9 protein-coding genes and 1 pseudogene are annotated in these 11,744 nt (G+C 66.0%); 3 read left to right on the top strand and 7 right to left on the bottom strand.

What is annotated here, in order from left to right; translation table 11 throughout:
- The first annotated feature begins 46 nt into the window (after positions 1–46).
- Entirely contained in the window at positions 47–679 is a 633-nt protein-coding gene (locus IVB24_RS13105) for a LysE family translocator (RefSeq protein ID WP_140477613.1), read from the top strand.
- A gap of 7 nt (positions 680–686) precedes the next feature.
- Positions 687–1,562 carry an alpha/beta hydrolase gene (locus IVB24_RS13100; RefSeq protein WP_247773122.1) on the top strand — a complete coding sequence of 292 codons (876 nt, stop codon included), beginning with the start codon at positions 687–689 and terminating at the stop codon, positions 1,560–1,562.
- 124 nt (positions 1,563–1,686) lie between these two features.
- Here IVB24_RS13100 and IVB24_RS13095 read toward each other — a convergent pair whose 3' ends face one another.
- From IVB24_RS13095 to IVB24_RS13085, 3 genes are all read right to left on the bottom strand, one after another.
- Positions 1,687–2,571 carry a 4-(cytidine 5'-diphospho)-2-C-methyl-D-erythritol kinase gene (locus IVB24_RS13095; protein WP_247773121.1) on the bottom strand — a complete coding sequence of 295 codons (885 nt, stop codon included), beginning with the start codon at positions 2,569–2,571 and terminating at the stop codon, positions 1,687–1,689.
- Between the two features lie 28 nt (positions 2,572–2,599).
- Positions 2,600–4,396 carry a tetratricopeptide repeat protein gene (locus tag IVB24_RS13090; protein ID WP_094975687.1) on the bottom strand — a complete coding sequence of 599 codons (1,797 nt, stop codon included), beginning with the start codon at positions 4,394–4,396 and terminating at the stop codon, positions 2,600–2,602.
- Between the two features lie 295 nt (positions 4,397–4,691).
- Positions 4,692–6,353, bottom strand: a complete 1,662-nt coding sequence (locus tag IVB24_RS13085; RefSeq protein WP_247773120.1) for an electron transfer flavoprotein-ubiquinone oxidoreductase — start codon at positions 6,351–6,353, stop codon at positions 4,692–4,694.
- Between the two features lie 137 nt (positions 6,354–6,490).
- Between IVB24_RS13085 and IVB24_RS13080 the strand changes: the two genes are divergently transcribed.
- Entirely contained in the window at positions 6,491–7,297 is an 807-nt protein-coding gene (locus IVB24_RS13080; protein ID WP_247773119.1) for a uracil-DNA glycosylase, read from the top strand.
- A gap of 120 nt (positions 7,298–7,417) precedes the next feature.
- Here IVB24_RS13080 and IVB24_RS13075 read toward each other — a convergent pair whose 3' ends face one another.
- From IVB24_RS13075 to IVB24_RS13060, 4 genes and pseudogenes are all read right to left on the bottom strand, one after another.
- Positions 7,418–8,926, bottom strand: coding sequence for a glycosyltransferase family 39 protein (locus tag IVB24_RS13075; RefSeq protein ID WP_247773118.1), 1,509 nt, complete (start codon positions 8,924–8,926; stop codon positions 7,418–7,420).
- A 199-nt stretch (positions 8,927–9,125) separates the two neighbouring features.
- On the bottom strand, positions 9,126–9,980 hold the full coding sequence (locus IVB24_RS13070; RefSeq protein ID WP_247773117.1) for a ribonuclease HII: 855 nt from the start codon (positions 9,978–9,980) through the stop codon (positions 9,126–9,128).
- Between the two features lie 73 nt (positions 9,981–10,053).
- Positions 10,054–10,508, bottom strand: a pseudogene (locus IVB24_RS13065) (VOC family protein).
- A gap of 23 nt (positions 10,509–10,531) precedes the next feature.
- Positions 10,532–11,698 (bottom strand): PA0069 family radical SAM protein, encoded by a 1,167-nt coding sequence (locus IVB24_RS13060; protein WP_247773116.1) that lies wholly within the window; start codon positions 11,696–11,698, stop codon positions 10,532–10,534.
- Positions 11,699–11,744: the final 46 nt, after the last annotated feature.

Here is an 11,744-nt window from a genome sequence, read left to right as displayed (position 1 = left end):
GTGCCAGAAGACTTGCAATCGCGGCCCGCTCCGTTACGAAAACAGGATGATCGAAACGAATGTCTGGCTGTTCCTGGCCGCAGCCTGTCTCATCGCCGCCGTTCCCGGCCCCGGCATCTTCTACGTCGCGGCGCGGACCCTGTCGGAGGGACGCGCCAGCGGCTTCGCATCGACCGCGGGCACGGCGCTGGGCGGGCTGGTTCATGTCGTCGCGGGCAGCCTCGGCATCTCCGCGATCATCCTTGCCAGCGCCGAATTGTTCGTCGCCGTCAAATTCGTCGGCGCTCTCTATCTGGTCTGGCTCGGCATCAAGACATTCCGCAGCGCCGGCCGCGCATTGGCGCTCGAGAGTGAGCCGGCGGGGGACAAGCGCGCGTTCCGCGACGGCGTATTGGTCGAGGCGCTGAACCCGAAGACCGCCGCGTTTTTCCTCGCCTTCATTCCGCAATTCCTCGATCCCGCGGGATCGAGCCCCACGCTGCAGTTCATCATGCTCGGCGCAATCTCGGTGGCGTTGAACACGCTCGCCGATATCGTCGTGGTGCTGATGGCCTCAGCAACACGCACGCAGCTGATGGGACGGCCGCATCTGATGCGGCGTCTCACCCAGGGCTCCGGCGTCTTCATCGCCGGCCTCGGCCTGTCGCTGGCACTGGTGCGGCGACCGGCGAATGGATAGCGCTCCGATGCTCGCTCCACAAAGCCGCTTCTACGAGTCTCATGGTCTGAGGCTGCATTACGCCGATTGGGGCAATGAGAGCGCGCCGCCTCTGATCCTGGTCCATGGCGGCCGCGATCACTGCCGGAGCTGGGACGTCATCGCCCGCTCGCTGCAGCCGCATTTTCATGTGGTCGCGCCCGATTTGCGCGGCCACGGCGATTCCGACTGGACCAGAGGCGGCAGCTACGCGCTGACCGAATATGTCTACGATCTCGCCCAGCTCATCCGCACCATCGCAACGCCTGAAGTGACTCTCATCGGCCATTCGATGGGCGGCATGGTGAGCCTGATCTTTTCGGGCGCATTCCCCGAGCAGGTCGCAAAGCTGGTCGTGCTCGACGGCGTGACCATGCTGCCGGACACGCCGAAGCCGCCGGCGCATGAGCGCATCGGCAAATGGGTCGGCCAGCTCGACAAGCTGCACGACCGCACGCCGCGCCGCTATGCGACCCTCGAAGACGCGGCCGAACAGATGGTGCTGCACAACAAGCGCCTGTCCCGCGACCTCGCGCTGCATCTCGCCACGCACGGCGCGCGGCAGAACGAGGACGGCACCTATAGCTGGAAGTTCGATCCCTATCAGCGCGCCTCCGCGCCGCACCGGCTCTGGCCGGACGATCACGTCGCGCTGTGGTCGCGCATCGCTTGCCCGACCCTGCTGCTCAACGCCGGCGAGAGCTTTCTCGCCGGTGCCAGAGCAGCAGGCCTTGAGCGGTATTTCCAGAACGCGCGGGTCGAGACCATCTCAGGCGCGGGGCACTGGCTGCAGCACGACAAGCCGCAGGAGGTGCTGGGCGAGATCCGACAATTTCTCGGACTGTCTGAGGAAGGCAGCGGCTAGCTCGACTGCCGCAGGTGGGCAAAGGCGCGACAGCGCCGTGCCCACCATGCATCCGGATTGCACGAACAATTTGGTGGGCACGCGGCGCTTTTCCCACCTTACGGCACCGTCGCCGGAGAAAGAGCTAGCTCAACGTCCCCGCATGCACCCACCAGCCTGGATGATCGCGCCGGATCTTTTCGGCCGCGGCATGCGTATCGGCGGGCGAGCCGTAGATCGCAAAGCACGTCGCGCCCGAGCCGGACATGCGGGCGAGCTTGACGCCGGCGGAGCCACGCAAGGCCTCCAGCACCTCGCCGATGACAGGTTCGATACGCAGCGCAGGCTCTTCGAGATCGTTGGCGACGGTTTCGAGAACGTCGACCCAATCGGCGATCGACCCTCCCTCCTCCGGCCAGGCCGGAGCACGGAGAACCGAGGTGGCGCCAACCAGGAGCTCGCCGTTTCGCAGGCCCAGCTCCTGGAAAACATCCTTGGTGGCCACAGGCACGCGCGGATTGACCATCACGCATGGCATGCTCGGCAGCGCGAGCGGCAGCAGCTGCTCGCCGACGCCGGTCATGTCGCAGGCGCGCGAGAACAGGCACACCGGCACGTCGGCGCCGGTCGCGAGCGCGACCCTCTGCAGGCGCGGATCATCGAGCGACAAATCGTTGAGACGCGCCAGGAGCCGCAGGGCTGCTGCAGCATCAGCCGAGCCGCCGCCGATGCCCGCGGCAACCGGCAGCACCTTGTCGAGCGCGAAGGCGCCGAGCTTCAGGTTCGGCACCGCGTCAGTCAGAAGCTTGGCCGCCTTGAAGACGAGATTGTCCGCGGTATCGCCGCAAGCCGCGGCAAGCGGTCCGGTGGCGGTGAGCTTCAGCTCGCCGCCCGGCTCCAATGTAAGCCGATCGGCGCAGTCGGCAAACGCGACCACGCTTTCGAGATCATGATAGCCATCCGCGCGACGGCCGACGACGCGAAGGCTGAGATTGACCTTCGCCCGTCCTTCTTCAATCAACGCCGGCATCGGCGACACGCCCCCAACTTCACCCAGACTAGCCGCCCTTGCCGTCATCCTTTTTCTTCTCGGCCTGCGCTGCAGAGGAGTTCGAATTGTCGTCGGCCAGACCGTTAGCGATCTTGGCCTCGATCTTCGGAAGCTCTTCCGGCTCGGGCTTGAGATCGCGCGCGTGCGCCCACTGGAATTTGGCTTCCAGCGTGCGGCCGACCCGCCAATAGGCATCGCCGAGATGGTCGTTGATGGTGGGATCCTCGGGCTTGAGGTCGATAGCGCGTTCGAGGTTCTTCACTGCTTCTTCGTAATTGCCGATGCGGTAATAGGCCCAGCCCAGTGAATCGACGATGTAGCCGTCGTCGGGACGCTGCTCGACGGCGCGCTTGATCATCTTCATGCCTTCGTCGAGGTTGATCCCCTGGTCGATCCAGGAATAGCCGAGATAGTTGAGGACGTGCGGCTGGTCGGGCTGCAGCTCGAGCGCCTTCTTCATGTCGGCCTCGGCCTTGGCCCACTGCTTGGAGCGTTCCTCGCAGATACCACGATAATAGTACCAGACGCTGTTGGCCTTATCGTTGCCCGGTGTCAGCGCGTCGATGCCTTGCGAATAGGTCGCGCCGCAATCGCCGAACTTCTTGCGGCCGCGCTCGATATTGCCGAGCGCCATGATCGCTTCGAGGTCCTTGGCATCCTCCGATGTGACGCCCTTGAGGATCTTGATCGCCTCGTCGGTGCGGTCGGCGGAATCCAGATCGATGGCAAGCTGGATCTGCGCGTTGCGTTTGAGCGGCGAGCTCGCCGGCACGCGCTCATAGACCTTGATCGCCATCTGCGGCCGCTTCACCGACTCGTAGAGATCGGCGAGCGAGAGCAGCGCCAGCGGATGGGTCGGCTGGAGGTAAAGCGAGAGCTGGAGATAGACCAGCGCCAGGTCCTCGCCGCCGCGGCGGGTGAGCGTGGCGCCGATGCCGTAGAGCGCTTCGGCGGCGCCGGCCTGGGCGGAATCGACCAGCGGCGGCATTTTCTTGCCGGCCTTGGTCTCGCGCAGGCCTTCCTGGATCAGCGGATGGCGCGCGAGCTTCTTGTCGAAGGCCTGGTAGACGGTGGTCGCGGCGGCGGAATCCTTGTTGCGCGACAGCCAGCGCGCATAAGCCTCGGTCACGCGCAGCATGGAATCGTCCAGCTTGTAGGCGCGCTCGAAGCGGGTGCCGGCGTCCTTTTCCTTGCCGGCGAGTTCGAGGATCATGCCGGCGTGAAGGTCCTTGAACAGCGGGTACCATTCGGGACCTGCCAGCTTGTCGATGGTGGCCACACCGCCCTTGGCGTCGCCCGCACCGTAGGCGGCCCAACCCGACAGCAGCGTGGCGACGAGATCGGTGATCGGACCGCGGATCGACTGGTTGATGTTGGTCTGCGCGGCTGCGTATTTCTTCACCTTGAGATCATGCACGCCGACGACGAGACGCGCGACGCGGTTGGTCTTGTCGATGGTGAGGATGCGCTCGGCGAGCTTGACCGCTTCATCGATGTCGCCGTCGGCGACCGAGGAGATGAAGGCGCGGTCGAGCAGCTCGTTGTTCTTGGGATCCGTGCGCAGCGCCGAACGGTAGAAGGCGGCGGCGGAAGCCGCGTCGCGCTCGACGCTGGCGTGGCGGGCGGCGAGATAACTGCCGGAGGTCGTCAGCGACTTCAGATCGTTTCGGGTCGGAAACTGCGCCGCCGTGTTTTCCGGGTGATCCGGCGTCTGCGCCAGGACCCTGCCCGGGACGGTCGCGAGCGCTGTGCCCATGAGGGCGATGGCGGCAACAGTCCAGCGGTTGAAACGATTTGAGAACATCAGGGCTCGCCTTGAGTTGGTAGTGCCTGGTTTGCAGCAGAGGGCCGTATCGCAAGCGAACACGCCCGGTGGCATGGGGACCCGGAACCGTCGGGCCGACAATGCCGCTTTTGGCGCTTCGCCGCAAGGATTCGGGCCGGACGATCCCCTCCGCATGCCTTAAATCGGCCAAGAGCAGTCCCAAGACGCTGCCAGTATGGCCTTATCGTGGCCGCGACCGGGGGCCGCAGCCGTGTCCTCACGCGAACGTGCGCCGGATCACCCTCGTGATCAGGTCTGCTTGCTTGGCCGGCTCTTACATCGCCTCATAGTTCGGGCCGCCGCCGCCCTCGGGGGGAACCCAGGTGATGTTGCCGTTGGGATCCTTCACGTCGCAGGTTTTGCAGTGGACGCAGTTCTGGGCGTTGATCTGGAAACGCGGGCTCGTGCCCTCTTCGACCCATTCGTAGACGCCGGCCGGGCAATAGCGATTCGAGGGACCGGCGAACACGTCGTGCTCGGAGGTCTTTTGCAGGTTCATGTCGGTGACCTTGAGATGAACCGGCTGGTCCTCCTCATGGTTGGTGTTGGACAGGAATACCGAGGACAGCTTGTCGAAGGAAATCTTGCCGTCCGGCTTCGGGTAGTTCTTGGGCGCGTGGCTCTTGGCCGGATCGAGCGTGGCGCGATCGGGCTTGGCGTGCGCCTGGGTGCCGAACAGCGAGCCACCGAACAGCGTGTTGCACCACATGTCGATGCCGCCCAACGCGACACCCAGCACCGTGCCGAACTTCGACCACAGCGGCTTGACGTTGCGGACCAGGAACAGATCCTTGCCGACCGACGAGGAACGCCACGCATTTTCGTAATCGACGAGTTCGTCATTGGCGCGATCGGCGGCGAGCGCCGCCGCGGCATGTTCAGCCGCGAGCATGCCGGTGCCCATCGCATTGTGCACGCCCTTGATGCGCGGCACGTTGACGAAGCCAGCCGCGCAGCCGATCAGGGCGCCGCCGGGGAAGCTCAGCCTCGGCACCGACTGATAGCCGCCTTCGGTGATGGCGCGCGCACCATAGGCAAGGCGCTTGGCGCCTTCAAAGGTGCCGCGGATCGAAGGATGCGTCTTGAAGCGTTGGAACTCGTCGAACGGCGACAGGTAGGGATCGTCGTAGTTCAGATGCACGACGAAGCCGACGGCCACGAGATTGTCGTCGTAATGATAGAGGAACGAGCCGCCGCCGGTCTTCAGATCTAGCGGCCAGCCGAAGGAATGCTGGATCATGCCCTTCTGGTGCTTGGCGGGATCGATCTGCCAGACTTCCTTGAGGCCGATGCCGAACTTCGCCGGCTCGCACTTGGAGTCGAGCGCGAACTTGGCGATGAGCTGCTTGGTCAGGCTGCCGCGAGCGCCTTCGGCGAACAGCGTGTACTTGCCGAGCAACTCCATGCCACGGGTAAAAGAGTCCTTTGGCTTGCCGTCCCGGCCGATGCCCATGTCGCCGGTGGCAATGCCCTTGACGTTGCCGGCGTCGTCATAGAGCACCTCGGCCGCAGCAAAGCCCGGATAGATCTCGACGCCGAGCGCTTCGGCCTTGCGCGCCAGCCAGCGGCAGACATTGCCGAGCGAGCCGATGTAGCAATGATGGTTGTCCATCAGCGGCGGCATCATGAAATTCGGCAGCTTGATCGCACCGCCAGCCGTCATCCAGTAGAACCGGTCGTCCTTCACCTGGGTCTTCAGCGGGCAGTCGGAATCCTCGCGCCAGTCCGGAATCAGCTTGTCGAGGCCGGCAGGATCAATCACCGCGCCGGAGAGAATGTGCGCACCGACCTCGGAGCCCTTCTCCACCACGACGACATTGAGATCGGCATTGAGCTGCTTCAGCCGGATCGCGGCCGACAACCCGGAGGGGCCGGCGCCGACGATGACGACGTCGAATTCCATGGATTCGCGCGGGGGAAGTTCTTCGGTGCTCATCTGATCTCAGCCCTTGAGACGGTTCCTTGGTCGTTTGCGCCCCCTTGTTTCCGATTTTTCCGGTTAGGACAACATCGGAAATGCGTTCCGCTGGGATGCAAGGCGGCCTAAGATGAACTAATAGTCTGACTTTCCAAATGATCCCCGAGCCCGCACCCACCGTCCGAGAGCTTCTCGCCTTCTATCTGGAGGCCGGGGTCGATTGTGCGCTTGCGGAGGAACCGATCGACCGCCTGGCGGAATTGGACGCCCCGCCGCCGGCCCCGCGCGTGGCGCCTCCGGTCGAGGCACCTCGCCCCGTCGCCGCCCCTGCGACCATGCGCGGCGAGGCCGCACCGGCGCCCGACATCGCGATCGCCTCCGCCCGCGAGGCCGCGCGCACTGCGCCGACGCTGGAAGCGCTGCGCGAGCTGATGCAAAGCTTCGAGGGCTGCACGCTGAAGCACACCGCGACGCGGCTGGTGTTCGCCGACGGCAATCCGCAGGCGCGCATCATGTTCGTCGGCGAAGCGCCGGGCCGCGACGAGGACATCGAGGGACTGCCCTTCGTCGGACGCAGCGGCAAGCTGCTCGATCTGATGATGGGAGCCATCGGCCTCAACCGCAGCACGGCCTACATCGCCAACGTGATTCCCTGGCGGCCGCCCGGCAACCGCACGCCGACGCCGCAGGAGACGCAGATCTGCCTGCCCTTCATCCAGCGCCAGATCGAGCTGGTGAATCCCGACGTGCTGGTGACGCTCGGCAATCCCTCGACGCAGACGCTGCTGTCGACACGCGAGGGCATCATGCGCACGCGCGGCCGCTGGTTCGACTATGAGACAGGGGCGCGCACCATCCGCGCGCTGCCGACGTTCCACCCGGCCTATCTGTTGCGCTCGCCGTCCTACAAGCGGCTGGCCTGGCAGGATCTGCGGGCGATCGCCAAGGTGCTGGCGGGATAGCGAGCTCTCGTGGGTGCGCAAAGAGCAGCGTGCCCACCAACTCTATCGTGGCGCCGGACAGAGCCGACGTGGGCACGGCGCTATGCGCCTTTGCCCACCCTACAATTTCTGCGTTTGTCGCTACGTCCCCTTCGGCCGCACGATGGCCCAACCGACGCGCAGCAGCTGCTGGCGACCGGTCACCAGCCATTCGAAGGCGCGCGGCACCTCCGGCACGAGGCCGGGAAAGCGCTTCAGGATGTCCGGCGGCGGCGTGCCGGCGGTATCGGAGGCGCGCCAGACCACGACGCCGCCGGTCTCGCTGAATTTGGCCTGATTGATCCACGGCGTGCGCGCGGGGTCGGCATCGATGAAGAGATGCGGCCGGCCGGAATGCAGCGTGATCAGGCTTGCAAGCGACGTCTCGCCGGCGACCGCGCGCAGGCGATGGTTGGTGCGGCGGGCAAAGCTCTCGTCGAAGAAGTCCGAGATCGCTCGCGCCGGCATCGAGGTCGCGATCTCGCCGGTGCCGGTCCAGGGCAGCAGCAGGACGGCGAGCACGACGCCCACGGCCGGCGCCACGACGGCCGCGGCCCACACCATGCGCAGCATCCGCGCGCGGCGCATCGCAATGAGATCCCCGGCCGCAACCACCACGGCAAGCCCGGACATGACCAGCACGACGCCGGCACCTACGGCGACGGAGTCGAGCCCGAGCAGCCCGGAGATCAGCACCGCGCCCAGCGCAGGCGCCAGCGCGAAGAAATAGACGAAGTTGCGAGCGAGCGGTTCGACCGGCGGCCGATAGATGATCGGCGGCTCCTCGCCCTTGCCGGCGAACAGGCCGGTGTTGAGGAAGGTCAGCGCGGGTATCGCGGCCGCACCGAGCACGAGGCCGCCGAGCAGCCAGGCCGCATGCAGAGCTCGGGCCTTCAGCTCCGCGACTTGCGGCAGGGCCGGCATCACCAGCGTCTCCGCGCGCATCAGCCAGACCGCGTAGGGCAGCGCCAGCACCGCGACGACGATCAGCGCGAACAACGGATCGAGCGCGCGCAGCGTCCGGCGGCCGCCGGCGGTTGACACCGCGAAGACGACGAGCAGCAGCAGCAGGAAGATTGCCGCGGGTGTCGTCAGCAGCAACAGGCCGGCCTCGATCGACCAGGCGAACCAGGCATTGCCGCGACGCTGGCCGATGATCTGCCAGGAGTGCAGCAGCAGCAGCGCCCAGAGCGGCCGGGCCAGGACGAGGGGGCCGAAGTCGAGCGCCGACGAGGAGAAGGCGAGCACCGTCATGGTCAAGAGCACGGCGAGCACCGCCTGCTGCGAGCCGACCACGGCGCGGGACAGGTAGTAGAGCGTGATGAAGGTCGCGATCTCGCAGAGCTCGGCCAGCACATAGACGCCGAACATGTGGCCGCCGGCGGCGCGATAGGCGATGTCGGCGAGCCAGACCGGCAAGGGTGGGCCGAGATCGGTGCCGACTTGGTATTCGCGTCCGAAAGCCAGCAGCGTCGCCAGCGTGCCGGGCGGGCTGCGATAGAACACCAGCGCGACGAACAGCCACATCGCGGCCTGCAGCAGCACGGCGATCCAGACGATCAGCCGCGGCCGGGCGCGAATGAGCTCGATGACCAGGGAGGTAAACCGCATGCAACGCCCGAAAGATGCAGCCAACCCGTCCAGCCGGCCCTATTCGCTCACGCATACTTTGATAAGGGGCGTCACGCGTCGTGGCAACGACGGTTTGCCCGTCATGCCCGGGCATCCACGTTCTTTCGTGTCACGGGCAAGACGTGGATGGCCGGGTCAAGCCCGGCCATGACGATGCGAAAGCTATTCGACGGTATCCTTAGAGATTTGCCCCGGCGTCGACCTCGACGCTGGCTTCCACCTGGACCTCGGTGACCCCAAACAAATCCTGCACCGGCTCGACCGTCCACGGCATGTGCTTGGCACGCGCGGCCGCGACCGGGGCGAAGAAGCGGCGGTGGTGGACGGTGGGGCCAAGGCGGTTCAGCGCATCGAGGTGCTCGGGGACGCCGTAGCCCTTGTGCTGCTCGAAGCCGTAGCCGGGGCAGTCCTGCGCCAGCGCGCACATCAGGCGGTCGCGCGTCACCTTGGCGACGATGGAGGCCGCGGCGATCGACAGCACGATGCCGTCGCCGCCGATCACGGCTTCGCAATCGCAAGGCGTGTCGAGCCGGTTGCGGCCGTCGACGAAGACGTGCCTCGGCGCCTCCGGCAGAGCCACCACGGCGCGCTTCAGCGCCCAGAGTGAGGCCCGCAATATGTTGTCGCGGTCGATTCGCGAGGGCGACGCGACGGCGACCGAGACCTGGGCCGTGGCGCAGATTTTGTCGAACAGTCTTTCGCGCTCCTCCGCGGTCAGACGCTTGGAATCGTCGATGCCGCGCGGGATGCGGTCGGGGTCGAGAATCACGGCCGCAGCCACCACGGGGCCGGCGAGCGGCCCGCGGCCGGCTTCGTCGCAGCCGGCGACCGGCCAGACGCCGCGCTTGATCAGCGCGCGTTCGCGGCGGAAGGTCGGGGAAGCGACCGCGATGATGCCTTTCTTGCCGGGGCTCTTGCCGGCCGAAACCTTGGTCGCAGGCGCTTTGCCGGCCTTGGCGGGCGCTGCCTTCTTCGCAGCGTCCTTGTTTGGCGCGTCTTTGGCCGGTGTCTTGGCGGACTTGTCCCGAATCATGGCCGGGATCGTGCGCAAGCGGCCCGGCCGGCGCAACCGGGAACCCCTCGCAATTCCCGCAATTCAGCCTGCCCTACTCCGCCAGATGCACTCGCCGGTCCTCGCCGACCTCGATGCCGGGTGCGACCACGACCTCCCAGGGATGGCGTCGGGGTCGGCGAAATAACCGGAATAACCGCCGTAATCGGTCTCGTGCGCGGCCTTCACCAGTTTCGCCCCCTTGCTGAGGACGAAGGCCAGCACGGCATCCACCTCTTCACGCGTGGCGCAGTTCCAGGCGAGCGTCACACCCCGGAAGGCCGCCGGCCTTGGATCGTCCGGCAGTTGGGCGTCGGCTGCAAGCTGATCCCACGGATACAACGCGAGCACCGGACCGCCGGTATCGTAGAACGCCACCGCCTCGCCGGTCGCCTTCAGCCGGCGCGAAAAGCCGAGGGCATCATAAAACGCGATGCTGGCGCGGATATCGCTGACGCCGAGCGTGATGACGGTGAGCCGCGGCACCGGGTCCTGCAATGGCTTGCTCATGCGACGCCTCTCCCGCTTCCCGTTCAGAACAGGCTGAGCTGATCGCCGTTCCGCTTCGGCCGGGCAAAATGATCCGTGGTCAGCTTGGAGCGCCGCTTGTTGAGACCAAGCCGTTCGCAGGCGATCTCGAAGCGGCGGCCGATGGTCCAGGCCATCGGCCCGGTGCCCTTCATCCGCTCGCCCCATTTCGCGTCGTAGTCGCGGCCGCCGCGCATGTCGCGGATCAGGGTGAAGACGTGGCGATAGCGGTCCGGATAGTTCGCCATCAGCCATTCGCGGAACAGATCGCGCACCTCCAGCGGCAGCCGCAGCAGCACGTAGGAAGCTTCCTTGACGCCGGCATGGGCGGCGGCATCGAGAATGCGTTCGATCTCGGAATCGTTCAGCGCGGGAATCACGGGCGCAACCATCACGGTGGTCGGGATTCCGGCGCCCGAGAGCTGCCTCAGCGCCTCCAGCCGCTTCGGCGGCGTCGAGGCGCGCGGCTCCATGGTGCGCGCCAGCTTCGGATCGAGTGAGGTGACCGAGATCGCGACCTTGGCGAGGTTGCGCTTGGCCATCCGCGCGAGAATGTCGATATCGCGCACCACCAGCGCCGATTTGGTGACGATGCCGACGGGATGGCCGGCACGCTCCAGCACCTCCAGAATGCCGCGCATGATCTTTCGCTCGCGCTCGATCGGCTGATAGGGGTCGGTGTTGGTGCCGATCGCGATCATCCGCGGCTCGTAGCCGGTCGCGGCGAGCTCTTTCTCCAGCAGCGCCGGCGCCTCGGGCTTGACGAACAGTTTTGACTCGAAGTCGAGCCCCGGAGACAGGCCGAGATAGGCGTGGGTCGGCCGCGCGAAGCAATAAACACACCCGTGCTCGCAGCCGCGATAGGGATTGATCGAACGGTCGAAGCCGATATCGGGGCTCTCGTTGCGGGTGATCACCTTGCGCGAGGTGTCGACCGCGACGCTCGTCTTGAACGGCGGCAGCTCTTCCAGGCTCTGCCAGCCGTCGTCGAAGGCGACGCGGGCCTCGACCTCATAGCGGCCGCTCGCGTTGGACTGCGCACCCCGCCCTCGCCTGCGCGCGCGGTCGATGGCGACGCCAAGTTCTGGAAAGTCAGAGTCCACACCCGCCGGCTCGGAGGGCGCCTTGACCGGCGGGTGCTTGAGAGCATGAAAGGATGCTGCTGGACTCATGAAGCCAAGATAGCACGACAACGGAACAAATCAAGAACACAAACAA

Source organism: Bradyrhizobium sp. 192 (assembly GCF_023100965.1).
Classification (GTDB): Bacteria; Pseudomonadota; Alphaproteobacteria; order Rhizobiales; family Xanthobacteraceae; genus Bradyrhizobium; species Bradyrhizobium symbiodeficiens.
Note: the sequence above shows the minus strand (reverse complement) of the source record. Positions and strands in the feature narration are given on the sequence as shown.

Coding starts and splice junctions, on each gene's coding strand:
- IVB24_RS13105 (WP_140477613.1), top strand. CDS start 47: ATGATCGAAACGAATGTCTGGCTGTTCCTGGCCGCAGCCTGTCTCATC.
- IVB24_RS13100 (WP_247773122.1), top strand. CDS start 687: ATGCTCGCTCCACAAAGCCGCTTCTACGAGTCTCATGGTCTGAGGCTG.
- IVB24_RS13095 (WP_247773121.1), bottom strand. CDS start 2,571: ATGCCGGCGTTGATTGAAGAAGGACGGGCGAAGGTCAATCTCAGCCTT.
- IVB24_RS13090 (WP_094975687.1), bottom strand. CDS start 4,396: ATGTTCTCAAATCGTTTCAACCGCTGGACTGTTGCCGCCATCGCCCTC.
- IVB24_RS13085 (WP_247773120.1), bottom strand. CDS start 6,353: ATGAGCACCGAAGAACTTCCCCCGCGCGAATCCATGGAATTCGACGTC.
- IVB24_RS13080 (WP_247773119.1), top strand. CDS start 6,491: ATGATCCCCGAGCCCGCACCCACCGTCCGAGAGCTTCTCGCCTTCTAT.
- IVB24_RS13075 (WP_247773118.1), bottom strand. CDS start 8,926: ATGCGGTTTACCTCCCTGGTCATCGAGCTCATTCGCGCCCGGCCGCGG.
- IVB24_RS13070 (WP_247773117.1), bottom strand. CDS start 9,980: ATGATTCGGGACAAGTCCGCCAAGACACCGGCCAAAGACGCGCCAAAC.
- IVB24_RS13060 (WP_247773116.1), bottom strand. CDS start 11,698: ATGAGTCCAGCAGCATCCTTTCATGCTCTCAAGCACCCGCCGGTCAAG.